Source organism: Bradyrhizobium sp. CCBAU 11430, from assembly GCF_028128855.1.
Classification (GTDB): domain Bacteria; phylum Pseudomonadota; class Alphaproteobacteria; order Rhizobiales; family Xanthobacteraceae; genus Bradyrhizobium; species Bradyrhizobium ottawaense.
Window position 1 is genome coordinate 133,754 of record NZ_LBJV01000067.1, and the last position, 23,553, is coordinate 157,306.

Here is a 23,553-nt window from a genome sequence, read left to right on the forward strand (position 1 = left end):
ATCCTGTTGGTCTCCAGGCGGTGTCGTTAGGTTCGCAAAATATCTGGGCGCCCTCACGGGGTATGCGCCGAGCGATGAGGAAAAGCTGAACCGCGTCACTGAAGTCTGGCGAGATCGGCCGCGAACATCGGGACATGGTAAGTCCTTCCTTGCAACCAGTTCTTGCATTCGAGCCGACCCGCGTGTGCAGGTCGCGTGCGCCTCAGGTGAGATGGGCGAGGTGACGAAAGGGCGAGAGGCGGCGGAGCAGGCTGAATCGGCGGCCCTCTTGACGGGCGCGCGTGCGGCTGGCCCGCCACATCCGGAAGGTCGCGCGGCGTTCGGCAAGCACGCCGGCAATGTCGCAGGCATTTGCGATGCGATCGATCGGCGTCATGGCGAACCGCAGCAGGGCGCGGCCAAGGCCAGTCACCAGGGCGGTGGCGTCGTCGACGAAGGTGGCGGCGATATCAACAGCGAGGGTTTGCATTTTGGTCGTCTCCAGGTTAGTTTGAACAATGTTCACATGAGTAGCTCGAAAATGAACAATGTTCAAGAAGAATCGCTGCGGGATCAGAAAAAAGATCGGCGACGGCTCCAGATCCTGGAGATTGCCCGGGGGATTATCGCAACTAAAGGATTGAGATCGTTGAAGGTTCGGGACGTTGCCGAGGCCGCCGGCTGCTCTGTCGGCAGCGTCTACAACGAGTTCGGCGACTTCGACGGGGTCATCCTGACCGTCAATCGGGAGACCGTTCAGGCCCTCACGGCCCGGCTTCGCGGGGTTCCGGCCGATGACCCCGTGCGCCAGCTCTACGGGCTCGCCGAGACCTATCTGGAATTCTTCGCGGAGCACGCCAATCTGCTGCGCTCGCTGTTCGAGCATCGGATGGAGGACGACCGTCCTTATCCCGACGACATCCTGCAGATGGTGATGGACGCTTTTGCGCTGATGCATCCGCCCCTGGTGCGGCTGCTACCGGATGCGGATGACGTGAAGATCGCGCTGTTGTCGCGCACCTTGTTTTCTGCCGTGCATGGCATCATCTCGCTCGGTCTCGAGGAGCGCATGGTGGCCGTGCCGCCGCAGATGCTGCGTCAGCAGGTCGAACAATTCATCGATGCGCATCTGGTGGGTCTCGGGATCGTGTCGCCGCGGTGACGACGGAGAGCGTCAGGCGCGCGCGACCTCGCGCGGTCGGGCTGCAACGACGATGACATCAGGTCTTCCGCCGTCGACCTGAACGCGGTTGCGTCCCTTTTCCTTGGCGCGATAGCAGGCGGCGTCCGCGCGCCGCATCGCGCCTTCGAGCGTGGTGCTGGCGTCGGCGATGCAGGTGACGCCGATGCTGGCGGTCACCGCAAAGTAGCGATCGTCCCAGGCGAAGCTGAACAGCTCGAGCGATCGCCGCAGCCGTTCGGCAATGTCGACCGCGTTCGCAGGCGAGCACTGTGGCAGGATCAGGCCGAATTCGTCGCCGCCCAGCCGGGCCACAAGGTCACGCGGATGCCGATCCTGTTGCAGGAGGCGGGAGACCTGGCAAAGCAGGCTGTCGCCGGCAAGGTGCCCGCAGCTGTCGTTGACGTTCTTGAATTGGTCGAGGTCGAGCAGGATCAGGCCCAGCGATCCCGCCGCGGCAACGTCCAGCTCGCTTTGCAGGCGCGCCTCGAAGGCGCGGCGGTTGGACAGGCCGGTCAGCCAGTCGTGCGATGCCTGCCACGCCAGGCGTTCCTTCTCGGCATGCAGGGCGTCTTCGAAGGCCTGCCGCTGCAGTACCAATCGCCTGGTGTGCCAGATCAGGAGCAGGATCAGCGTCACGGCGGTGACGATGTTGAGGCCGGTCAGCGTCAGCTTGATGGCGCGGGAGCCTTCGCCAAGCACGGTGGAGAACCGGTTGGCATGCACCGTGAACTGGGTGTTGAGCTCGGAGAGCCGCGACGACAGGAATTGCAGCCGGCTTGCGTCTCGAACAGGACCGTTCTCCAACTCGGACCGGATGACTTCGCCGAAGACGCTTAGTTCGAGCAGCATGGGGTCGGTGGCGGCCCACTCGCGGATCGCTTCCTGAAGGAAGCTGACGCGATTAAAGTAGCGAAACAGCCAGATCAATCCCGCGACGTCATCGGGATGGTTGCCGCCTTGCAGGAAGCCGATGCGGGCGGCCTCGACGTCGATCGGATCGCGCTCGAGCGCCCAGCGCGCGAACTCGTCACCGATGGGAACGGCAAGCGAGGCTTGGTATTGCGTGAACTGGCTGGCATCGCCCGAATGCAAATAGAGATTGAGGAAATAGACGGCGTTCTTCTGCGAGCGCGACCACATCGCTTCGCCCGCGACATAGGCGCGGACCGACGACATCACCTCGAGACTGAATCCCGCGATCGCCGCCTGGAGCACGACGACCATCACGAAAGGCGAGACGAGCTTGATGACATGAAGGAAGCTGTGTCCCTTCGTCGACGTCGCTGTTCTGCGAAACACCCTGCGTTCCCCAAATCGCGCAATGACCCCCAGCGGAGCGCTGCGCCTGCAACGCGAAGTAGAGGATATGGTTGCTTAACTCGGCCTGAAAGGCGGGGGAGACTGCATCGCAGGGTGAAAGCGCTGTGAAGCCGATATGCGCAGATCGCTTCAAATGCCGGTAAATCGGACAAAGCGGGGCATCGACGAAGCAATGCCTCGCATTCGTCGTGCGCAGTTTACCCGATCGAGAGAGTCTCGATGGCGCCGTTAGACCAGCACCGGCTTGCGGACGCGGCCGGCGTCGCCGAACACGCGCAGATAACGCTCGATTTCCGAGGGCATGCCGGTCGCCTTTTCCGGATTGTCGGAGAGCTTGACGGCCGGTTGGCCATCGACCGACGACACCTTGCAGACCAGCGAGATCGGATCGAGATTGAACGAGCCGTCCGGCGGGCAGCCGACGAAGTCGTTGGTGAGGTTGGTGCCCCAGCCGAAGGAGAGCCGCACCCGGCCGGCGAAGTGGTGATAGGTCTCCTCGATCGAGCCGACATCCATGGCATCCGAAAAGACGAGCAGCTTGTCCTTGGGATTGCGCCCCTTCTTTTCCCACCAGGCGACGATCTCCTCGCCGGCCTGGATCGGCGGCGCGCTGTCGGGGCGGAAGCCGGTCCAGTCCGCGACCCATTCCGGCGCGTCGCGCAGGAAGGCCTTGGTGCCGAAGGCGTCGGGCAGCGCGATCAGCAAATTGCCGCCATAAGTCTGGCGCCACTGGTCGAGAATGCGATAGGGCGCCCAGCGCAACTCCTCGTCGTCCCTGGCAAGTGCCGCGGCGACCATCGGCAGCTCATGCGCGTTGGTGCCGATGGCTTCGAGATCATTATCCATCGCGAGCAGCACATTGGAGGTTCCGATGAAGGACGGACCGAGGCCTTCCTTCACCGCCTCCACGCACCAGCGCTGCCAGAGGAAGCCGTGACGGCGACGTGTGCCGAAGTCGGACAGACGCAGATTCTCCAGCTTGCGCAGCCGCTCCACCTTCGTCCACAGCTTGGCCTTGGCGCGGGCATAGAGCACGTCGAGCTCGAAGCGGCCGCGGCCCTTCATCGCAGCGCGCGAGCGCAGCTCGTTGAGAATCGCGAGCGCCGGGATCTCCCACATCGTGGTGTGGGTCCACGGTCCGTGGAAATGCAATTCGTACTGGCCCTCGACCTTGCGCAGCTCATACTCGGGGAGGCGGAATTCAGCCAGCCAGCGGATGAAGTCCGCCGAAAACATGTGGGTCTTGCCGTAGAAGGTGTTACCGGCCAGCCAGATCACCTCCTTCTTGGTGAAGCGGATGGTGCGGGCATGGTCGAGCTGGGCCCGCAGCTCGCCCTCGTCGATGATCTCGGCGAGCCGGACATGGCGCGAGCGGTTGATGACCGAGAAGGTCACCTGCTGGTTCGGGTAGGACTCCCGAATCATTTGCAACATCAATAGCTTGTAGAAGTCGGTATCAAGCAGGCTGCGGATGATGGGGTCCAGCCGCCAGCTGTGATTGTAGGTCCGGCTCGCAATATCGGTCACTGTCATGGGGGGATTTTAGCGCGGCGGCCCGCGCGCAACCAGTGGGTTTGGCGAGGGGTGGTCTTCCGAAAGGCGGTAACGGCGATCAGGCCTTGGCAGCCGTCGCTGCGACCGTCTCGAGCTGGCTCCTGACCCAACGATGAGCCGGATCTTTCTGATAGCGCTGGTGCCAGACCATGAACATCGGCAGGTCGGCCAGCGTCCGCGTGCGGGACGCCAGCGGTATGCGCGTTTGCGCGAAGCCGCGCATCACGCCGGATGCGAGCAGGCTCGGCATGCTCGCCAGCATCTGCGAGCCGCGCAAGAAGGACGGCACGCCGGAAAAGCTCGGCACCGAGATCGCGATGTCGCGGTGAAGACCGTTGGCCGCCAGCCGGCGGTCGAAGTCGAGCCGCTCATTGTCGGTATAGACGACGGTGATGTGGCGCGCGGCGAGATAGGCGCTGCGGCTAGCCGGCGCGGTGCGTGCCTTCCCATCGAAGTAACAGACGTAATGGTCCTGGAGCAGGCGCTTCTGCACGATGTCGATGCCGGACGGCGGCAGCGGCGTGATCAGGAGATCGCAGCGGTTCTCGCGCAGCATCGCGGGCGAGGGCGACTGCGAGGGGATCACGCGCAGGTTCAGGCTCTTCACCTGGCCGGCGACATGGTCGAAGAACCGGGGCAGCAGCAGATCGCGCTGGAAGTCATTGGCCGCGATCGTCAGCGAGAGCTGCGCGCGTGGCGGCTCGAAGCTGACGCCGCCGGCAAAGCTCCGCATCTCGTCGATCAGTGCGCGCGCCTTTGCGGCCAACGCTTGCGCATGCGCTGTTGCGACGATGCCACGGCCGGATTTGGCGAACAGCGGATCGCTCGCGATCCGCCGCAGCTTGTTCAGGGCGTGGCTGACGGCGGACTGGGTCAGGCCGAGCCGGGTGGCGGCCGCCGTGACCGAGCCTTCCTCCAGCACGGCGAGGAACAGTTCGAGGGCGTGGCCGTCGAGCGCCAAATGATCGATTTCCTTCATGCAATATATTATAATCGATCTATTTATCTGTGGAATAGACCGGCCCATGATCTCCCGATAAGCCGCGCGTCCGGACCCGGGCGCCCCAGGGAGAGACACGATGAATGCCCAGGCGCCAGTCTTGCGGGATCCCCGCCTCAACCGCCCCGAGCCCTTGACGCCGCCGCTCGGCGACGGGGGCTTCTTCCAGCGGGATCGTTCGATTCATCCGCCGGCGCATGCGCCGGGCTACAAATCCTCGGTGCTGCGCTCGCCGCGCCAGTCGCTGCTGTCGCTGGAGAACTCGGTCTCCGAGATTACCGGGCCGGTGTTCGGCCACAACGACCTCGGCCCGCTCGACAATGATCTGATCCGCAACTACGCCAAGGACGGCGATCCCGTCGGCGAGCGCATCATCGTCCACGGCCGCGTGCTGGACGAGACCGGCCGGGGCGTTCCGAACACGCTGGTCGAGTTCTGGCAGGCCAATGCCGGCGGCCGCTACCGGCACAAGAAGGACACCTATCTGGCGCCGATCGACCCGAATTTCGGCGGCTGCGGCCGCGCGCTGACCGAGGACACCGGCTACTACTATTTCCGCACCGTGAAGCCGGGCCCCTATCCCTGGCGCAACTACGTCAACAGCTGGCGTCCCGCCCACATCCATTTCTCCGTGTTCGGTTCGGGCTTTGCGCAGCGGCTGATCACGCAGATGTATTTCGAGGGCGATCCCCTGATCCCGGTTTGTCCGATCCTGACGACGATCCCGGACAAGGATGCGCTCGACCGTCTCGTGGCGCCGCTTGACCTCAACGCCTCGACGCCGTTCGACTCGCTGGCCTACCGCTTCGACATCGTCCTGCGCGGCCGGCGCTCCACCTATTTTGAAAACCGCACCGCGGGGAACTGAGCCATGCCGCAGCCGCTCAACTATCTCAAGGAAACCGCCTCGCAGACGGCGGGGCCCTACGTCCATATCGGCTTGATCCCGGCGATGGCCGGCTTCGACATCTTCGAGAAGAACTTCTCGAATGTCCTGACGACGCCGAATACGGAAGGCGAGCGCATCACGCTGGAAGGCAAGGTGCTCGATGGCACCGGTACGCCGCTGCGCGACGTGCTGCTGGAGATCTGGCAGGCCAATGCGGCCGGCCGCTACAACCATCCGGCCGACCGTACGGCCGGCGCGCTGGAGCAGGAGTTTCGCGGCTGGGGCCGCGCCGGCTCCGACTTCGAGAGCGGTCTCGTCACCTTCGAGACCATCAAGCCGGGCGCGATCGTCGACAAGGCGGGCCGGAAATGCGCGCCGCACATCAATGTCTGGATCGTCGCGCGCGGCATCAACATCGGCCTCAACACGCGGCTCTATTTCTCGGATGAAGAGGCTGCCAACGCCGCCGACCCCGTGCTCAACCTGATCGAACAGACGGCCCGGCGTTCGACGCTGATCGCAAAGCGCAGCGAGCGCGCCGGCAAGGTCGTGTATTCCTTCACGATCCATCTGCAGGGGCCGGAGGAGACAGTGTTCTTCGACGTGTGAGGATCCGGCCGCCGTCCGGCAGGATCACTCCACCGGATCGCCGCGATTGATCGCTCCGCGGGCGAGGAATTGCGGCGACTGACGCATTTCGCGCGATCCCGGCCGATCGGCCGGATCGCGCCCGACCCTTTGTCTCAGTTCTGCCAGGTCGATGAATATGTCGGCCTGACGGCGCAGGTCGTCGGCGACCATGGGTGGCTGAGTGGAGAGTGTGGAGACGACCGTCACGCGGACGCCGCGGCGTTGCAGGGCTTCCACCAGCGAACGAAAATCCCCGTCGCCCGAGAACAGCACGATCTGATCGACGTGCTTGGCGAGTTCCATCGCACTTACGGCGAGATCGACATCCATGCTGCCCTTCACCTTGCGGCGGCCCGTGGTGGCGTCGACGAACTCCTTGGTAAGCTTGGTGACGACGGTGTATCCGTTATAGCCGAGCCAATCGATCAACGGGCGGATCGACGAATACTCCTGATTCTCGATGAGGGTCGTGTAGTAGAACGCCCGCAACAGCACACCCCGGCTTTGGAATTCGCCGAGCAGACGCCTGTAATCGATGTCGAAGCCGAGCGCCTTGGAGGTGGCATGTAGATTGGAGCCGTCGATAAAGAGTGCGATCTTCTCAATCGAAGACATTGTGCTCAAATCTCCAGTCCACACGAAAGCTGGCCGATCAGCTGTCAGGGTACGGTATGTCGGCCGGAAAATACTGAAGGCGCCGATGACTTACTGAAAAAGCGGCGCAGACGACCGGACAGGGGTGGCCGTCTTGCGCCAAGGTAAGGGAGGTTCCATGCCACCAGCGCCAGGGCGCCGAATGCAGCCACGCTAAGGCGCGAGCAGGCCCTGCTCAATTGTACTGAGGTAAGGGGCTTCTATGCAAAGGATAGGACCCGATATACGAAGGTAAGTGGCTGCGCCGGCAACAAGGGCCATTGCGGCAATGTCGCCTTCAAATATGGGCGCGCTCGGTCTTTCGTCCGACGTGTCAAATTTCATCACCATGCAGCTGGGTGCGAAAGGCGCGCGGTGACACCCCCGTGGCCGCGGCATAGACCCGGCTGAAATAGGCGGGATCCTCGAAGCCGAGCGTGTAGGCAATCGTCGAGATCGGCAAATTGGTATAGACGAGGTTGCGTCGCGCCCCGCGGATCAGCCGGTTGAGGATGAGGTGCGAGGCGGTATCACCGGTCGCCGCCCGCGTGATCCGGTTGAGATGTGTCGGCGTCACCGCCAGCGCCTCGGCATAGTCCGCGACGCTCCAGCGTTCCAGGTGATGCTGCTCCAGCAGCGCCTCGAAGCGGCGGAACAGGCTGGACTCGACCGTGCCGTTGCCGCCGCTCTCGCTCGTGAGTGCGCGGGCCACCAGCCCGATCATGGCCGACGACAACGCCCGCAGCACATGCGCGCGGCCGAAATCGCGCGCGGCATGTTCGGCGAAGATCTGCTTCATGGTGGCGCGGATCTGCGGCGTTCCGCGCACCACGGCCGAGCGCGCCAGCGCACCGCGCAGGCCCTCGGCGGCGAGCAGCGCCTCGTCCAGAATTTCCGCGGCGATGGTCAGCACCCACCCTTGCGTATCAGGCACGAAGCGGAAGCCGTGGACATGACCGACCGGCACGTTGACGATCTGCGCCGGCTTCAAGGGCACCACCCGCCCATCGAGCGTCGCCTCGCCGCCGCCGCGCTCGATCAGCAGCACCTGGTGCAGCCGGGCATGGCGGTGCACGGCCAGGGTCCAGTCGTGCAGCACCGAGCGGGACGCGATGGTCTCGCAATGCACGACGTCAGGCAGATCGCCGGACTCGCCGAACAAATTGTAGACCCGGATCGCCGGGGCAGGGAGCGCGCTTCTCATGTTCGAATAGTACAAGACAATGGCGAAACCCTCCATCGGTCTGCGCCGCCAAATCTGCAAAAAAGTGCCGACGGAGGACGCAAGAATGAAGGTTCAGGTCTGTATCATCGGCGGCGGGCCGTCCGGGCTGTTGTTGTCCCAGCTGCTGCACCTGAAGGGCATCGACGCGGTCGTGCTGGAGAAATACAGCCGCGACCATGTGCTCGCCCGCATCCGCGCCGGCGTGCTCGAGCACGGCTTCGCCGAGTTGATGCGCGAGGCGCAGTGCGGCGAGCGGATGGACCGCGAGGGCGAGATCCACACCGGTTTCGAGATCGCCCATGACGGCGTGCTGTCCAAGATCGATCTGCACAAGCATTCCGGCGGCAGTTCGGTGCTGGTCTACGGCCAGACCGAGCTGACGCGCGATCTCTATGAGGCGCGGGACCGCCTCGGCGGCAAGGTCGTGCACAATGCGCAGGACGTGACGCCGCATGATTTGACGTCGGACCGGCCCTACGTGACCTATCGAGCGAACGGCGAGACTGTCCGTGTCGATTGCGACTATATCGTCGGAGCCGACGGCTTTCACGGCGTCAGCCGCAAGTCGATCCCGAGGGATGTGCTGCGCGAATATGAGAAGGTCTATCCGTTCGGCTGGCTGGGGGTACTGTCGCGCACCAAGCCGGTGTCGCCCGAGCTGATCTACGTGAAGCACGAGCGCGGCTTTGCGCTCTGTTCGCTGCGCTCGCAGGTGCTGAGCCGCTATTACATCCAGGTGCCGCTGACCGACAAGGTCGAGGATTGGAGCGACGATGCGTTCTGGGCCGAGCTGAAGCGCCGCCTGCCGGGTGAGGTCGCCGGCAAGTTGATCACGGGGCCGTCGATCGAGAAGAGCATCGCGCCTCTGCGCAGCTTCGTCGCCGAGCCGATGAGCTATGGCCGGCTGTTCCTCGCCGGCGATGCCGCTCACATCGTGCCACCGACAGGGGCGCGCGGGCTGAACAGCGCGGCGTCCGACATCTATTATCTCTACCACGCCTTGCTCGCGCATTATCAGAGCGGTGATGATTCCGGCCTTGCAGGCTATTCCGCCAAGGCACTCGCGCGGATCTGGAAGGCGCAGCGCTTCTCCTGGTGGATGACGATGCTGCTGCATCGCTTTCCCGACCGGCTCGAATACGAGGATCGGCTTCAGCAGACCGAGCTGGATTATCTTCTCTCATCCGAGACGGCGCAGCGCCTGCTCGCTGAGAATTACGTGGGCCTGCCGTTTTAAGGCGGCCGCTACTTCCCTTCCAGCGTATTCACCGGAGTCCAATCCGCAGGCGGCGGATTGGCGGTGAATGCCTGGGCGCGTTTTGCAAACAGCGCCGACGCCGGATCGGTCTTTGCCGTCTGCCCGAACGCATCGGCCGCCTTCGCAAACTCCCTTGCACGCCAGCACGCCAGTCCTTCCGCATAAGCTGCGGTCACCTTCGCCTGTTCGGCACTCTCCACGTCCCTCTCCGCCAGCGGCTCGAACACCTTGATGGCCTCGCCGCGGCCCAGCACCCTGATCGCGTCCAGCTCGCGCCAGGCGAAGGCGTCGCCGCTCTGCGTCATCGTCGTCTCCGAGGCCATGATCGCGGTGCCGTAATATTTGTTGGCGCCCTCGAGCCGCGAGGCGACGTTCACGGTGTCGCTCATCACGGTGTAATTGAAGCGGCGGCGCGAGCCGATATTGCCGACCACGGCTTCGCCGCTGTTCAGCCCGATGCGATGCGACAGGCCGTGACCGGCGAAGGCGGGATTGCTCGCATTGAGCTCCGACAGCTTCTCATGGCACTTCAGCGCGGCGCGAACGGCGTTGGCGGCGTGTGCGGGATCGTCGGCCGGTGCACCGAACATCGCGACGATGGAATCGCCGATGTATTTGTCGACGTAACCGCCATGACCTTCGATGATATCCGTCATGGCGGACAGATATTCGTTCATCAGCGTCACCAGTGCTCCCGGCGTCATGGTCTCGGCAATGGACGAGAAACCGCTGAGGTCGGAGAAGAACATGGTGACGTTGCGCATCTCGCCACCGAGCGCCGGCATCTTGCCGGAGGTGACCATGGTCTCGATGACCTCGGGCGCGAGATAGAAGGCAAAGCTCTTGCGCAGGAAGCGCTCGTCGCGATCGGCCAGCATGAATCGGTAGCCGATCATGATCGCGAGCGCGGCAAGGCTGGCGAGTGCCGGCTCCGTCAGCGGCAGCGCCAAGGCATGGACGAACGCGCTGACGGCTACGGCTGCATAAACGAGGGTGAGGGCGGACCACGTGAGCAGCGCGCCACTCGGTGCGAGCAGGCAGGCTGCGCAGGCGATGATCGCCGCGAACGCGATCGTGAGAATGGTACGCATCGGGAAGCCGAGCTCGGTCACGGCATCGCGCTCGATCAGATTTCGGACCGCGGTGGCGTGCACGAACACACCGGCGATGTCGCTCCGGGACTTTTGCACGGTGCTTGCCGGCGCGGGCAGGGCACATCGTGCCGCCGGCGTGCCGTCATACCCGCCGGCCAGGCGCATCGAGGTGAGCTTGCGGTCCTCGAAATTCAGGACCGTACCAAGCAGCACGACCTTGCCGTCGAAAGCGCGGCGAAAAAAGTCGCGGTCACCCTTTTCGACGCAGGCGCGCAGATCGACGAAAGAGTAGGTCGGGATGTCGCGTCCCAGCCCCCGGAAGTTGAGCGCCATTGTATTCGGCACGGCACTCGGGATCGCGTAGCCGGACAATTCGGTCGCGCCAGAGGACGCAATCTCGGGCTTTGCGCCCGCCGCGCGCGCAGCGAGCTCGACCGCCATCGCGGGGACCGGCCGCCCCTCGATGGCAAAGCTCAGCGGCATCCGTCGGATGACGTCGTCGTGGTCGGTGTGGACATTGAGCGCCCGCACGGTGTTGCGCACGGCGACTTGCTGGGCGCGATAGGGCACTTCCGGATGGTCATTGCTCAGGATTTCGCCGAGCACCAATTTGCCGCTGTCGGAGATTTGCCGAAGCGCGATCAGGTAATCCCGATCGAATCCCTTCATGCGGCCGCCAACGGCGGTGTCGCCAAAAGGAATCTCCGATTGCTCGATTGAGCTCGGAAAGATGACGTCGAAGCCGATCACCTTGGCGCCGCCCTCGGTGATGCTGCCGAGCACCCGGCCGATCTCGCGCGTCCAGGTCTGCGTCGGCGATCCCTTGAACGGTGGTGTGTCGTAGGTTTCACTGTCGATCGCCACGACGACGACCGGCGATGTCGCGGTGTTGCGGCTGTCGCCGAGAAGCCTCCCGCGCATCGCCGTGAGGATGTCGAGCGAAAGGCCTTGCAGGGTCTGAAGCGGCGGCGACGTGAAGATCGCGCCCGTGAGGAGCGCAATCAGGGTCGCCGCAACGATGTCCCGTCCCCCGATCCGCCGCATCGCCCGGTCGCAGGCTGCTTATTCGAGCCGCAGCAGGCGGCCGATGATCGGGGTCGGCGCCGAGGTAGCGCTGGCATCGACCTGGAAGGTGTAACGCTTGGCCCCGAGGCTCGCGAGATAGCTGCCGCCCGGGGTCAGCGATTTCCCGGCCTTGGCAAAGTCATAGAATTTGCCGCGGATCATGATGTCGTTCTTGAGCGGCACGCTGATCGTGGGTTCCTTGCCGTCGGTGCGCTCGATCACCAGCGTGCTGCCGCTCTTGGCCTGGATCAGGGGCGCGACGCCATAGATCGTCGGCAGCTTGGACGGAGCGCTCTTGGCGTCGGACCGCATGGTCCGGAACGTGGTCGCCGCACTCTGGTTCGCCTCGCGTTCGGAGAGCTGCGCCGCCTTGGTGTCACAGGGCACCTTGGCGCGCTGCACGTCGCCGAGCTGCACGGTGCTCTGCTCGGCGCCGACCAGCACGACGCCCTCGCTGATGGTCTCGCGCAGGCAGGATTTGAGATAGCTGAGCGTAATGCTGGCCTTGGGCCCGAGCTTGATGATCTTGCCCGCGGCGACATAGTCCATGAACTCGACGCCATCGACCTTGCCTTGCACATCCTCGACGATCGCGGCCGGCGTCTCTGCCAAGGCTGGGGCCGCAGTACAGAACGCGCCGACAACAGCGCCGATCAGGCTTCTCATGACTATTCTCATTCAATTCGACCGATAATTTGCTGGTCCCCGTCCCGGTCCGATTTTTAGCATCGGAGGCGCCCAGGCAAGTGTGACCAGAATCACTCTTTGATTATTGGTGCACTCTAGCAGGAAGTGGTTCAAGCCGGCCATCGCCGACAAAGGAGGGGGCCAAGCTGTTGGCCGGACGGCGAAATCAGGTGGCCGTGACAGCCTCGGGCGAACGGCCCTCGGCCGGAGACGCCATGATCGGAGTGAGCGGAGCCTCGGCCTTGTGAAACGGCGTCGCCCGCTCACCGGCGATCTCGACCACCTCGTCCCAGCGCGACAAGAAGGCCTCGACGCAGGCCGGATCGAACTGCCGCCCCTTGTTCTCGACCAAATAGCCGCGGGCCACCTCGATCGGCATCGGCTCTTTATATGGTCGTCGTGTCGTCAGCGCGTCGAAGACGTCGGCCACCGCGACCACGCGCGCGGCGACCGGAATCTCGTCTGCCTTCAGACCGTTTGGATAGCCCGCACCGTCCCAGCGTTCGTGATGGCCTGCGGCAATTTGCGCACCGAGCTGGATCAGCTCGCAACCGGAGTCCGCCAGGATCCGCTCGCCGATGGTTGCATGGGTGCGGATCACCGCCATCTCGTCGTCGGTCAGCCTGCCGGGCTTGAGCAGAATGTTGTCGGGAATGGCGACCTTGCCGACGTCATGCAGGGGCGCAGCCAGATAAATGTCGCGGCAAAGCCGGGGCGGCAGTCCGAGCTGCTCGGCGATGATGCGGCTGTACCTGGCAACCCGCAGCGTGTGCTCGCCGGTGTCGTTGTCACGGTATTCGACCGCGAGCGCGAGCCGCAGGATGATCTCCTCCTCGCGTTCGCCGAGCTTTCGTGTCGCGGCTGCGACTTCGCTGGCCAGATGCGCCGCACGGTCGTTGAGCTTGCGTACGGCTGCACCAAGCTGAATCAAATTCCGCAGGCGCACCGTCATCTCGACGCTCTGCGGCTGCTTGGGCAGGAAATCGGTTGCACCGGCCTGCAGCGCTTCCATCTTGACGTCATCGGTCTGTCGCGACGTGATCATCGCGATCGGGATGTCGGCACAGCCGGGCAGGGCACGGAAGGTGCGGATGAAGCTGATGCCGTCCATGTGCGGCATCTCGTAGTCGACCAGCACGAGATCGAAGCCGCGTTCGCGCGCGCAGGTCAGCGCTTCCACGGGATCGAGGAAGGTGGTGGCCTCGACCAGGCCTTCAGCCTCGATGTGACGTTTCAGGAAGTTGAGGACGGAGCGGCTGTCGTCAACCAGAAGTGCTTGGGTCAGCATCGGCGGCCGGGGCTCTCTTCGCTGGCAAAGACACGAACCCACGCCATAACCCGAGCGAATTTAACGCGAAGCAAATGCGCCGTACGGGAGCAACCGCGCCGCGGATATGCGCGCCGCGCATGAAAGATTTCAGGAGGCTGTGCACGCCTGCATACAGTTGCGCGAATTCCGCGAGAATGTGACCCGTAGTTGTACGGATGCCCGTGTTAGGGGTTTGCTCACCGGATTCGCGTCAAACGAGTAGTGGAATTTTAGCAAAGGCGGGGCAGCGATGGCGCTCAATCCCACGGAGCCGAAGTGGTCGTTGCGGTTGCCCGCCGATTGCAGCATCGCGGCCATTCGCAATGTCTATGAGCTCATTCGCGAGGCGTTCGGCCGCCAGGAGCGGCTCGAGATCGACTGTTCGAGCGTCGACAAGGCCGACGTGACCTCGATCCAGCTTCTGCTGTCGACAGCCAAGACGGGGCAGGCCCAGGGCCGCCCGGTGGTGCTGACCTCATTCTCACAGTCTCTTCGCAACACCCTTCGCCGCGCCGGCTTCACCAGCGAGGCGATGATCGATCAGCATTTCCCGCAAAAGAAAGATGGCACCTAATGGCCACGATTCTGACCGTCGACGATTCCCCCAGCATCCGGCAAATGATCAAGGTGGTGCTCGAGCCGGCCGGTCACAGCGTGATCGAGGCCGGCGATGGTGCGCAAGGGCTCGCCAAGGCGCAGGCCGGCAAGCTCGATCTCGTGATCACCGACCTCAACATGCCCGTCATGAACGGGCTGGAGCTGATCCGGGCGCTGCGCAAGCTGCCGAGCGCGGTCGGCATGCCCATCGTGTTCCTGACGACCGAATCCAACGACACGGTGAAGCAGGAAGCCAAGAGCGCCGGCGCCACCGGCTGGATCACCAAACCGTTCAAGCCTGAGCAGTTGCTCGCCGTGGTCGGCAAGCTGGTGCGCGCATGAGCGCAATGGACCCGACCGAGGTCTTTCGTCAGGAAGCCAGCGAGCTCTTCGAAGTTCTTGAAGGGGCCCTGCTCGATCTCGGCCAGCGTCCCGACGACCGCGAACTGGTCGATTCCGCCTTCCGCGCCCTGCATACGATCAAGGGCTCGGGCGCCATGTTCGGCTTCGACAAGGTCGCCTCTTTCACCCACGAATTCGAGACCGCCTTCGACCGCGTCCGCAAGGGCGAGATCAAGCCGACCCAGGAGCTGATCTCGGTCGCGCTCGCCGCCAAGGACTACATCCGCGCGTTGATCGAAGATCCCCAGTCGACCGACGACATCATCGGCGAGGCCATCCTCGACGACCTCAAGCGCTTCGTCTCGGCCGACCAGCCGGGTGCAGCGGTGATGGAGATTGCCGAAGCCCCGCCGCTGGCTCCCGCCGGGAGCAACCAGGCCGGCTGGCACCTCTATCTGGAATTCGAAACCCATATCCTGCGCAACGGCTCGAATCCGCTCGACCTGCTGGAAGACCTCTGCAAGCTCGGCCCCTGCTTCGTCGTGCCTGTCACCGACGGCGTCCCGTTCCTCGACGAGATGGAGCCGGAAGACTGCTATCTGAAGTGGGACGTCAAGCTGCACGCGGCCTGCGACAAGGATGCGATCGACGACGTCTTCATGTTCGTCCAGGACGAGATGAAGCTGACGCTGTCGCCCCTGGAGCATGTCGAAGCGCCTGCGCCGGCACCGCTGTTCCAGCTGCTCGACGAGGAGCTGGCTCCGGTAGTCGAAATGCCTGCGCCGCCGGTCGAGGCTGCTGCCGCGCCGGTCGCCGAGCAGCTCGTCGCAAAGGCGGAGCCGAAATCGGAATCAAAGCCTGAACCGAAGCTCGAGGCCAAGCGCGACGATCGCGGCATCGCCACCGTTCGCGTCCAGGCCGAGCGCCTCGACGAGCTGATGGACCGCGTTGGCGAGCTCGTCATCGCCCAGGCGCGGCTGACCCAGCTCGCCGCTTCCGGCTCCGACCTCTCGATCAAGATGATCGCCGAGGAGATCGAGCGCCTGGCCTCCTCACTGCGCGATACCACGATGGGTGCGCGCATGGTGCCGATCGGCTCGCTGTTCGGCCGTTTCCGCCGCCTCGTGCATGATCTGTCGCGCGATCTGTCCAAGCCCGTCGAATTCGTCACCTCGGGAGAAGATACCGAGCTCGACAAGACCATGATCGAGTGCCTGGCAGATCCGCTGGTGCATCTGATCCGCAATGCCGTCGACCACGGTATCGAAGACACCGCCACGCGCGCCGCCAATGGCAAGACCGAGCAGGGCCGGATCGAGCTCGCGGCCGTCCATTCCGGCGCACAGGTGCTCGTCACTGTGAATGACAATGGCGGCGGCCTCAACACCGCGCGCGTCCGTGCCAAAGCCGAAGAGCAGGGGCTGATTGCGACTGGCGCCGTGCTCACCGATCATGAGATCCATCAGTTCCTGTTCCATCCCGGCTTCTCGACCGCGCAGACCATCTCGGCGCTGTCGGGCCGTGGCGTCGGCATGGACGTGGTCAAGCGTACCATCGAGAACATGCGGGGCTCGATCGACCTGTCGACCCGGCCAGGCCAGGGCACCACGGTGACGCTGCGCCTGCCGCTGACGCTGGCAATCATCGAAGGTCTTCTGATCCGCGTCGGCGAAGGCCGTTACATCATTCCGCTGTCCGCGGTCGAGGAATGCATCGAGCTGACCGCCGAGGACGAGCGCTCCCGCGGTCGAAATTTCCTCAACGTGCGCGGCAATCTCGTGCCCTTCCTCCGGCTGCGCGAGATCATGACGGCATCGGGCACGCCCGACCGTCATCAGAAGACGATCATCATCTCGACCGGTGAGACTCACGTCGGCCTCGTCGCCGACCAGATCATCGGCAACCACCAGACCGTGATCAAGTCGCTCTCAAAGCTGCATTCGGATGTCACGATGTTCTCGGGCGCGACCATCCTGGGCGATGGCACGGCGGCATTGATCCTCGACGTCGCGCAGCTCGTCGCGTTGGCGCAGTCGAAGGTCGAGAAGCAGCATATCAGCGAGGCGGCGTGATGAACGATGGTTTGGCTGGCGAACGGCAGGCTGACGCGATGCAAGTCGTGATGATCGGCCTTGGCGAGGAGAAGTTCGCGCTCGACGCCGGCCTCGTGCGCGAGATCATCGATCCCGTCCCCGTGACCAAGGTGGCAGGCGCGCGCGCCTTCGTTCCTAGCGTGATCAACGTGCGCGGCAACGTCATTCCGCTCGCCGACCTGCGCATCCGCTTCGGCATGCCGCAGCTCGATGATTCCGCCGATACGCGCATCGTGGTCATCGAGCTCGAGCTCGACGGCGAGCCGGTCCTGGTCGGCGTCACCGCCGACAAGGTCTACGAGGTCACGGAGATCTCCCAGACCGACGTGCAGCAAACACCGCGCGTCGGCATGCACTGGAAGCCGGAGTTCATTCGCTTCATTGCCAAGTGGCGTGAAGAGTTCGTCATCGTTCCGAACATGGAACGCATTCTAAATTGAGATGAGGTCTCGGGCGAGACCGGGGTAGGGGCTGGAAATGAGATTTACCGTCAAGGCAAAGCTTGCCAGTGCGTTCGGCGTGATCATCGTCCTGTCCGGGATCGCGGGCGGCGTGGCTTACATGAAGCTCGGCGACATGATGGCGACCGCCGACAGCATGGTTCTGCGCGCAAACCGCATGGAAAAGGCGACGCAGATCGAAAAGGACATCCTGCTTCAGCTGCGCGCCGAGAAGAACTCGGTGCTCGGCACGGAGGCTCAGGCCGACCAGTTTGCCGCCGAGGCCGCCAGGCTTCGCGAGGAAGCGATGAAGACCAGGGACGAAGTCTACGCGCTGGCGAGCGAGGGCGGCAGGAAGCTGCTCGACAGCTTCGCAGCCACATACGCGAAGATGAATACCTACCAGGAAGAAACGATCCGGCTGGCGAAGACCGACAAGACGAAGGCCATGGAGCGCTCGATGGGTGACGGCCGCAAGGTCGTCGCAGACGCGATGGAATCCATGGGCGCCTATGTCGCCAATACGAAGAAGCAGATGGCAGAGCAGGCCGTCCAGTCCAAGGCAGAGGGGCACCAGGCCCAATTCCTGCTGATGACGCTGATCGGCATCTCGCTGGCGGTCGCGATCGGGGCTGCGCTCTGGATTTCCATCTCGATCAGCCGTTCGCTCCGAAGGGCCGTTGGCCTTGCAGGTGCGGTCGCTGAGGGCGATCTCAGCCAGACCATTCCTTCGGCGAGCAACGACGAGATCGGAGATCTCATCAAGTCGCTGAATGGGATGGTCGAAAAGCTCCGGCAGATCGTCGCCGAGGCAATCACTGCGGCGCAGAACGTCTCCGCCGGAAGCCAGGAGCTGTCCGCGAGCGCCGAGCAGCTCTCGCAAGGCGCGACCGAGCAGGCTTCGTCCGCCGAGGAAGCCTCCTCCTCGATGGAGGAGATGGCCTCGAACGTGAAGCAGAATGCCGACAACGCCAACCAGACCGAGAAGATTGCGGGGCAGTCGGCCAAGGACGCCGAAGCCAGCGGTGTCGCCGTGGGCCGTGCCGTCGAGGCGATGCAGACCATCGCCGAGAAGATCACGATCGTGCAGGAGATCGCACGCCAGACCGACCTGCTCGCGCTCAACGCGGCCGTGGAAGCCGCGCGCGCAGGCGAGCACGGCAAGGGCTTTGCGGTGGTCGCCTCCGAAGTGCGTAAGCTTGCCGAGCGCAGCCAGGCCGCCGCAGCCGACATCGGGACGCTGTCCACGGAGAGCGTGAAGGTCGCCCAGGAAGCCGGCCAGATGCTGTCCAAGCTCGTGCCCGACATCAAGAAGACCGCTGAGCTGGTGCAGGAGATCACCGCGGCCTGCCGCGAGCAGGACGTCGGCTCGGCCCAGATCAACCAGGCGATCCAGCAGCTCGACAAGGTCGGCCAGCAGAACGCCAGCGCCTCCGAGCAGGTGTCGTCGACCTCGGAAGAGCTCGCCTCGCAAGCCGAGCAGCTGCAGTCCACCATCTCGTTCTTCCGGATCGAGCAAGCTGCGCGCCGAGAGAAAGCGGCAGCCGAGCCGATCGACCGCGCCGTCGGTCAGCTCCGGGCCAAGGCTGCTCACATGGCGGCCGCCGATCGCGGCATGAAGAAGCCGGTGCCTGCCCGCAAGCCGGCACGTGCGATGAAAGTCGCCGGTGGCGGTGGCTTCGCCTTCGACATGAATGACGGCGAAGACGATCGCGACGCCGAGTTCCAACGCTGATCAACCGGTCCGGCCTTATGCCGGACCGTGCCCATTCCCAATCTGGAATCCTGGACTGCATCATGGCCGCAACCTCGCAATATCTGACGCTCGGGCTCGCCGGCGAGACGTTCGGCATCAGCATCCGCAACGTCCGGGAGATTCTCGACATGCGGCCGATCTCGCGGCTCCCGCACGCGCCGAACTTTCTGCTCGGCATGATCGACGTGCGCGGCAGCGGCTATCCGATCGTCGATCTCAGGAACAAGCTCGGCCTGCCCAGCGTGGCCGCCACCGAAGCGACCCGCATCATCATCCTCGACGTGCCGATGAAGGACCGCCTGGTCGGCGTCGGCTTCGTCGCCGATTGCGTGTTCGAGGTCACCGACATCGACGAGCAGGCGATCGAGCCCGTGCCAGAGGTCGGCGGGAAATGGCAATCGGACTATGCCGCCGGCATCGGCCGCAAGGGCGAGAAGTTCGTCGTGATTTTCGATCTCGCCAAGCTGATGGCCAATGACGAAGTTCCGGAAGGCCGCGACACGGCTACAGATGCGCCTCGCGCCGCCTGAGTTTGCAAGAGTGAAGCGTGGTCACGCGTAATCACCCCAATTCGAACCAACGAGACTGAAAATGAGATTCACCGTCAAAGCCAAGCTCGCCAGCGCGTTTGGCGTCGTCATTCTTCTGTTCATGGTAGCAGGCGCCGTGAGCTACATGAAGTTGTCCGACATGGCCGCGACCGCAGATTCCATGGTGCTTCGCGCCAAGCGGATGGAGAAAGCAGCCGAGGTCGAGAAGATCATCTGGCAGCAGGTCAGGGCGGAAAAGAACGCAATTCTGGGAACGCCAGGCGAGGCCGAGGAATTCGCGGTGAACGCGGCCAAGCTCCGCGATGAGGCCATGAAGATCAGGGACGAGGTCCATGCCCTCGCCAGCGAAGGCGGCAGGAAGCTGCTCGACAACTTCGCCAGCGCCTACGCCCGAATGAACGTCTATCAGGAAGAGACGATCAGGCTGGCAAAGACCGATAAGACCAAGGCAACCGAGCGCTCGATGGGTGACGGGCGCAAGGTGGTTGCAGATGCGACGGAGGCGATGGGAGCCTATGTCGCCAATACGAAGAGGCAGATGGCCGAGCAGGCCGTGCAGTCCAACGAAGACAGCCGTCGCGCCCAGTTGGTTCTGATCGTCCTCGTCATCGTCTCGCTCATCGTTGCCGCGATCGGCGCAGTCTGGATCTCGCTCAATATCAGCCGGTCCCTCGCCAAGGCCGTCGGGCTGGCGGATGCCGTCGCGATTGGCGATCTCAGCCACAAGATCGATGCTTCCGGCAACGACGAGATCGGCGATCTCGTGAAATCCCTGAACGCGATGACCGCCAATCTGAACGCCACCGCGGCCGTCGCCAACGAGATCGCGCAGGGCAACCTCACGATCGAAGCCAAGCCGCTGTCGGACAAGGACACGCTGGGCCTTGCGCTCGAGCGCATGGTGGAGAAGCTTCGCCAGATCGTGTCTGAAGCCCTGACCGCGGCGCAGAACGTCTCGGCCGGCAGCCAGGAGCTCTCGGCGAGCGCCGAGCAGCTGTCGCAGGGCGCGACCGAGCAGGCCTCGTCCGCCGAGGAAGCGTCCTCCTCGATGGAGGAGATGGCCTCGAACGTGAAGCAGAACGCCGACAACGCCAACCAGACCGAGAAGATCGCCGCGCAATCCGCCAAGGACGCGGAGGCCAGCGGCGCTGCCGTTGGCCGCGCCGTCAACGCGATGCAGACCATCGCCGAGAAGATCACGATCGTGCAGGAGATCGCACGGCAGACCGATCTGCTCGCGCTCAACGCCGCGGTCGAGGCCGCGCGCGCCGGCGAGCACGGCAAGGGCTTTGCGGTGGTCGCCTCCGAAGTGCGCAAGCTCGCCGAGCGCAGCCAGGCCGCCGCGGCCGAGATCGGCACGCTCTCGGCCGACACCGTCAAGGTGGCGCAGGAGGCGGGCTCCATGCTCTCCAAGCTGGTCCCTGACATCAAGAGGACCGCCGAGCTCGTTGAGGAGATCACCGCGGCCTGTCGCGAGCAGGACGTCGGATCGGCTCAGATCAACCAGGCGATCCAGCAGCTCGACAAGGTCGGCCAGCAGAACGCCAGCGCGTCCGAGCAGGTGTCGTCGACCTCGGAGGAACTCGCTTCGCAGGCCGAACAGCTTCAGTCCACCATCGCCTATTTCCGCATCGAGCACGGCGTGAAGAGCCAGGCACCGGCGCCGATCGACCGGGCTGTGAGCCAGCTGCGCGCCAAGGCGGCCAACATGGCGGCTGCCGAGCGGCCGGCGAAAAAGGTCGTGCAGGCCAGGCCGGCCCGCGCCGTGAAGGTTGCCGGTGGCGGCGGTTTTGCCTTCGACATGCATGACGGCGAGGACGATCGGGACGCCGATTTCCAGCGCTAGGAGTTTTGCGGGCCGGTCTGCCCTGGGACGGTGGACCGGTCTTCTTTCAGCGGTTGTTTAAACGCGTAGGATTCGAGATGGCCCGTACGGCCCGACATTCAGTGCAGGTGGCCGTCGCGGACCGGGGCCGGCGGCCATGATGCCCGCCGTACAGGATACGGCCGTGCATCTATCGGACCGCCACTTCCGCACCATCGCCGAACTGATCGAGGGCCAGGTCGGCATCAAGCTGCCGCAGGGCAAGCGGTTGATGCTGGAGGGGCGGCTGCACAAGCGCGTGCGCGCGCTCAACTTCACCGGTCTCAACGAATATGTCGAGAACCTGTTTGAGGCCGATCATTTCGATACCGAGCTCACCCATCTCATCGATGTGGTGACGACCAACAAGACCGACTTCTTCCGCGAGCCGCAGCACTTCACCTTCATGCGCGACGTCGCGATTCCCGGCCTGCTCAAGTCGCATGGACGCAAGAACGCGAACCTGAAGATCTGGAGCTCGGCGAGCTCCACCGGCATGGAGGCCTACACCACCGCGATGGTGCTGGACGACATGACGCGGAACGGATCGCGCTTCCAGTACCGCATTCTAGGGACCGACATCTCGACCGCGGTGCTGCGCCTCGCCAAGACGGCGATCTACACGCGCGACGTGCTCGGCCCGGTGCCGGAGCAATTCGTGAAACGATATTTTTCGACGTCGCGGGACAAGTCGCGCGGTGAGGTGCGGGTCGTACCCGAGCTGCGGCGCGCGACACATTTCATGAGGATGAACCTCATGGACAAGTCCTATCCGGTCGATCGCGATGTCGACATCATCTTCTGCCGCAACGTCCTGATCTATTTCGAGCGCGAGACCCAGCGCAAGGTGGTCGAGCAATTGTGCAGCCATTTGCGTCCGGGCGGCTATTTGCTGGTCGGACATTCGGAATCGATGATTCACAGTGCCGTGCCCGGGCTGAAGCAGGTTCAGCCAACCATTTTCCAGGTCTAGCCGGAGCGCAACCAAGATGCCGAGGGAGAAGGTTCGCGTACTGATCGTGGACGATTCGGCGTCGGTGCGCCAAATCCTGCAGACGATTCTCAACGACGATCCCGATATCGAGGTGATGGGAGCGGCCTCCGATCCTTTCGTGGCGGCGAAGCGCCTCCAGAACGAGATCCCCGACGTGATGATCCTCGACCTGGAAATGCCGCGCATGGACGGCATGACGTTCCTGCGCAAGATCATGGCGCAGCGCCCGATCCCGGTGATCATCTGCTCCTCGCTGACCGAAGAGGGCTCGAACGTGATGTTCGAGGCGTTCGAGGCGGGCGCGGTCGACATCGTGCCGAAGCCGAAGATCGATACGCGGCAGGCGCTGCTCGAATGCTCGACACGGCTGCGCGAGGCGGTGAAGTCGGCTGCGCGCGCGCGGGTGCGCCCGCGTGCGGAACGCCGGTCCATCGAGAAGAAGCTGACCGCCGACGCCATCATCCCGCCGCCGGTGCAGGGCAGGGTCCGGCCGACGACGGAGCGCATCGTCTGTATCGGTGCGTCGACCGGCGGGACCGAGGCGCTCAACGATGTCCTCGAGATGCTGCCGGCGCACTGTCCGCCGCTTCTCATCGTCCAGCACATGCCGGCAGGCTTCACCGCGGCCTTTGCCAAGCGTCTCGACGGCGTCTGCCAGATCAAGGTCAAGGAAGCCGAGGACGGTGAGCCGGTGTTGCCGGGCTGTGCCTATATCGCGCCCGGCGCCCGCCACATGCTGCTCCAGCGCATCGGTCTGCGCTACCAGATCGCGATCAAGGACGGCCCGCCGGTGTCGCGGCATCGCCCCTCAGTCGACGTGTTGTTCCGCTCGGCGGCCCAGCATGCCGGCGCCAACGCGCTCGGCGTCATCATGACCGGGATGGGCGACGACGGCGCGCGCGGGATGCTGGAGATGCGCAAGCTCGGCGCCTCAACGCGGGCGCAGGACGAAGAGAGCTGCGTGGTGTTCGGCATGCCCAAGGAAGCCATCGCCCATGGCGGCGTCGAAAAGGTCGTTTCGCTGCATCACATCCCGCGGGAGATCATGCTCTGGTATCAGGCCGGGCACGCCGCGGTGGCAGGTTGATGG

General features: G+C 64.1%; 21 protein-coding genes. 13 read left to right on the top strand and 8 right to left on the bottom strand.

What is annotated here, in order from left to right:
• Window positions 1-520 precede the first annotated feature (520 nt).
• Entirely contained in the window at window positions 521-1,141 is a 621-nt protein-coding gene (locus XI04_RS26790; RefSeq protein WP_271623827.1) for a TetR/AcrR family transcriptional regulator, read from the top strand.
• 12 nt (window positions 1,142-1,153) lie between these two features.
• On the opposite strand, the gene XI04_RS26795 is transcribed toward XI04_RS26790, so the two are convergent.
• The 3 genes from XI04_RS26795 to XI04_RS26805 form a co-directional block, all read right to left on the bottom strand.
• Window positions 1,154-2,461 (bottom strand): GGDEF domain-containing protein, encoded by a 1,308-nt coding sequence (locus tag XI04_RS26795; protein ID WP_095424388.1) that lies wholly within the window; start codon window positions 2,459-2,461, stop codon window positions 1,154-1,156.
• 249 nt (window positions 2,462-2,710) lie between these two features.
• Window positions 2,711-4,015 (bottom strand): nicotinate phosphoribosyltransferase, encoded by a 1,305-nt coding sequence (gene pncB, locus XI04_RS26800; protein WP_271594514.1) that lies wholly within the window; start codon window positions 4,013-4,015, stop codon window positions 2,711-2,713.
• A 79-nt stretch (window positions 4,016-4,094) separates the two neighbouring features.
• Entirely contained in the window at window positions 4,095-5,015 is a 921-nt protein-coding gene (locus tag XI04_RS26805) for a LysR family transcriptional regulator (RefSeq protein WP_271608443.1), read from the bottom strand.
• Between the two features lie 100 nt (window positions 5,016-5,115).
• On the opposite strand from XI04_RS26805, the gene pcaH reads away from it, so the two are divergent.
• Together pcaH and pcaG are read left to right on the top strand one after the other, a co-directional pair.
• On the top strand, window positions 5,116-5,904 hold the full coding sequence (gene pcaH / locus XI04_RS26810) for a protocatechuate 3,4-dioxygenase subunit beta (protein ID WP_271608442.1): 789 nt from the start codon (window positions 5,116-5,118) through the stop codon (window positions 5,902-5,904).
• Window positions 5,905-5,907: 3 nt separating this feature from the next.
• Window positions 5,908-6,534 (top strand): protocatechuate 3,4-dioxygenase subunit alpha, encoded by a 627-nt coding sequence (gene pcaG / locus XI04_RS26815; protein ID WP_038972018.1) that lies wholly within the window; start codon window positions 5,908-5,910, stop codon window positions 6,532-6,534.
• Between the two features lie 24 nt (window positions 6,535-6,558).
• Here the strand turns inward: pcaG and XI04_RS26820 are convergent, their stop codons facing one another.
• Entirely contained in the window at window positions 6,559-7,170 is a 612-nt protein-coding gene (locus tag XI04_RS26820; protein ID WP_038949569.1) for a LabA-like NYN domain-containing protein, read from the bottom strand.
• A gap of 352 nt (window positions 7,171-7,522) precedes the next feature.
• The gene (locus XI04_RS26825) at window positions 7,523-8,428 is read right to left on the bottom strand and encodes a helix-turn-helix domain-containing protein (protein ID WP_271623803.1); all 906 of its coding nucleotides are present in this window, start codon (window positions 8,426-8,428) and stop codon (window positions 7,523-7,525) included.
• Window positions 8,429-8,477: 49 nt separating this feature from the next.
• On the opposite strand from XI04_RS26825, the gene pobA reads away from it, so the two are divergent.
• Complete coding sequence (gene pobA, locus XI04_RS26830; protein ID WP_038972016.1) at window positions 8,478-9,650, top strand: 4-hydroxybenzoate 3-monooxygenase; 1,173 nt, start codon at window positions 8,478-8,480, stop codon at window positions 9,648-9,650.
• Between the two features lie 8 nt (window positions 9,651-9,658).
• Here pobA and XI04_RS26835 read toward each other — a convergent pair whose 3' ends face one another.
• The 3 genes from XI04_RS26835 to XI04_RS26845 all read right to left on the bottom strand — a co-directional run bounded on the left by XI04_RS26835 (window position 9,659) and on the right by XI04_RS26845 (window position 13,805).
• Window positions 9,659-11,809 carry an adenylate/guanylate cyclase domain-containing protein gene (locus XI04_RS26835; protein WP_028142298.1) on the bottom strand — a complete coding sequence of 717 codons (2,151 nt, stop codon included), beginning with the start codon at window positions 11,807-11,809 and terminating at the stop codon, window positions 9,659-9,661.
• Between the two features lie 18 nt (window positions 11,810-11,827).
• Complete coding sequence (locus XI04_RS26840) at window positions 11,828-12,496, bottom strand: hypothetical protein (RefSeq protein WP_038972013.1); 669 nt, start codon at window positions 12,494-12,496, stop codon at window positions 11,828-11,830.
• 187 nt (window positions 12,497-12,683) lie between these two features.
• Window positions 12,684-13,805: an HD domain-containing phosphohydrolase gene (locus XI04_RS26845; RefSeq protein ID WP_028142300.1), complete on the bottom strand. Its 1,122-nt coding sequence runs from the start codon at window positions 13,803-13,805 to the stop codon at window positions 12,684-12,686.
• Window positions 13,806-14,076: 271 nt separating this feature from the next.
• Here XI04_RS26845 and XI04_RS26850 point away from each other — a divergent pair, with 271 nt between their 5' ends.
• The 9 genes from XI04_RS26850 (at window position 14,077) to XI04_RS26890 (ending at window position 23,550) form a co-directional block, all read left to right on the top strand.
• On the top strand, window positions 14,077-14,400 hold the full coding sequence (locus XI04_RS26850; protein WP_018317042.1) for an STAS domain-containing protein: 324 nt from the start codon (window positions 14,077-14,079) through the stop codon (window positions 14,398-14,400).
• Window positions 14,400-14,765: a response regulator gene (locus tag XI04_RS26855; protein WP_018317043.1), complete on the top strand. Its 366-nt coding sequence runs from the start codon at window positions 14,400-14,402 to the stop codon at window positions 14,763-14,765. Before XI04_RS26850 ends, XI04_RS26855 begins: the two co-directional genes overlap by 1 nt.
• Window positions 14,762-16,837, top strand: coding sequence for a chemotaxis protein CheA (locus tag XI04_RS26860; RefSeq protein ID WP_271623804.1), 2,076 nt, complete (start codon window positions 14,762-14,764; stop codon window positions 16,835-16,837). Before XI04_RS26855 ends, XI04_RS26860 begins: the two co-directional genes overlap by 4 nt.
• Window positions 16,837-17,298 carry a chemotaxis protein CheW gene (locus XI04_RS26865; protein WP_038949573.1) on the top strand — a complete coding sequence of 154 codons (462 nt, stop codon included), beginning with the start codon at window positions 16,837-16,839 and terminating at the stop codon, window positions 17,296-17,298. Before XI04_RS26860 ends, XI04_RS26865 begins: the two co-directional genes overlap by 1 nt.
• Window positions 17,299-17,335: 37 nt before the next feature.
• Complete coding sequence (locus tag XI04_RS26870; RefSeq protein ID WP_271608440.1) at window positions 17,336-19,033, top strand: methyl-accepting chemotaxis protein; 1,698 nt, start codon at window positions 17,336-17,338, stop codon at window positions 19,031-19,033.
• A 62-nt stretch (window positions 19,034-19,095) separates the two neighbouring features.
• Window positions 19,096-19,584, top strand: a complete 489-nt coding sequence (locus tag XI04_RS26875; protein ID WP_038949575.1) for a chemotaxis protein CheW — start codon at window positions 19,096-19,098, stop codon at window positions 19,582-19,584.
• A 61-nt stretch (window positions 19,585-19,645) separates the two neighbouring features.
• The gene (locus tag XI04_RS26880; protein WP_212476424.1) at window positions 19,646-21,451 is read left to right on the top strand and encodes a methyl-accepting chemotaxis protein; all 1,806 of its coding nucleotides are present in this window, start codon (window positions 19,646-19,648) and stop codon (window positions 21,449-21,451) included.
• Between the two features lie 136 nt (window positions 21,452-21,587).
• The gene (locus tag XI04_RS26885; protein WP_028142306.1) at window positions 21,588-22,442 is read left to right on the top strand and encodes a CheR family methyltransferase; all 855 of its coding nucleotides are present in this window, start codon (window positions 21,588-21,590) and stop codon (window positions 22,440-22,442) included.
• A gap of 16 nt (window positions 22,443-22,458) precedes the next feature.
• Entirely contained in the window at window positions 22,459-23,550 is a 1,092-nt protein-coding gene (locus tag XI04_RS26890) for a protein-glutamate methylesterase/protein-glutamine glutaminase (RefSeq protein ID WP_038973733.1), read from the top strand.
• The last annotated feature ends 3 nt before the right edge of the window (window positions 23,551-23,553 follow it).

Coding starts and splice junctions, on each gene's coding strand:
- XI04_RS26790 (WP_271623827.1), top strand. CDS start 521: ATGAACAATGTTCAAGAAGAATCGCTGCGGGATCAGAAAAAAGATCGG.
- pncB (WP_271594514.1), bottom strand. CDS start 4,015: ATGACAGTGACCGATATTGCGAGCCGGACCTACAATCACAGCTGGCGG.
- XI04_RS26805 (WP_271608443.1), bottom strand. CDS start 5,015: ATGAAGGAAATCGATCATTTGGCGCTCGACGGCCACGCCCTCGAACTG.
- pcaH (WP_271608442.1), top strand. CDS start 5,116: ATGAATGCCCAGGCGCCAGTCTTGCGGGATCCCCGCCTCAACCGCCCC.
- pcaG (WP_038972018.1), top strand. CDS start 5,908: ATGCCGCAGCCGCTCAACTATCTCAAGGAAACCGCCTCGCAGACGGCG.
- XI04_RS26820 (WP_038949569.1), bottom strand. CDS start 7,170: ATGTCTTCGATTGAGAAGATCGCACTCTTTATCGACGGCTCCAATCTA.
- XI04_RS26825 (WP_271623803.1), bottom strand. CDS start 8,428: ATGGAGGGTTTCGCCATTGTCTTGTACTATTCGAACATGAGAAGCGCG.
- pobA (WP_038972016.1), top strand. CDS start 8,478: ATGAAGGTTCAGGTCTGTATCATCGGCGGCGGGCCGTCCGGGCTGTTG.
- XI04_RS26835 (WP_028142298.1), bottom strand. CDS start 11,809: ATGCGGCGGATCGGGGGACGGGACATCGTTGCGGCGACCCTGATTGCG.
- XI04_RS26840 (WP_038972013.1), bottom strand. CDS start 12,496: ATGAGAAGCCTGATCGGCGCTGTTGTCGGCGCGTTCTGTACTGCGGCC.
- XI04_RS26845 (WP_028142300.1), bottom strand. CDS start 13,805: ATGCTGACCCAAGCACTTCTGGTTGACGACAGCCGCTCCGTCCTCAAC.
- XI04_RS26850 (WP_018317042.1), top strand. CDS start 14,077: ATGGCGCTCAATCCCACGGAGCCGAAGTGGTCGTTGCGGTTGCCCGCC.
- XI04_RS26855 (WP_018317043.1), top strand. CDS start 14,400: ATGGCCACGATTCTGACCGTCGACGATTCCCCCAGCATCCGGCAAATG.
- XI04_RS26860 (WP_271623804.1), top strand. CDS start 14,762: ATGAGCGCAATGGACCCGACCGAGGTCTTTCGTCAGGAAGCCAGCGAG.
- XI04_RS26865 (WP_038949573.1), top strand. CDS start 16,837: ATGAACGATGGTTTGGCTGGCGAACGGCAGGCTGACGCGATGCAAGTC.
- XI04_RS26870 (WP_271608440.1), top strand. CDS start 17,336: ATGAGATTTACCGTCAAGGCAAAGCTTGCCAGTGCGTTCGGCGTGATC.
- XI04_RS26875 (WP_038949575.1), top strand. CDS start 19,096: ATGGCCGCAACCTCGCAATATCTGACGCTCGGGCTCGCCGGCGAGACG.
- XI04_RS26880 (WP_212476424.1), top strand. CDS start 19,646: ATGAGATTCACCGTCAAAGCCAAGCTCGCCAGCGCGTTTGGCGTCGTC.
- XI04_RS26885 (WP_028142306.1), top strand. CDS start 21,588: ATGATGCCCGCCGTACAGGATACGGCCGTGCATCTATCGGACCGCCAC.
- XI04_RS26890 (WP_038973733.1), top strand. CDS start 22,459: ATGCCGAGGGAGAAGGTTCGCGTACTGATCGTGGACGATTCGGCGTCG.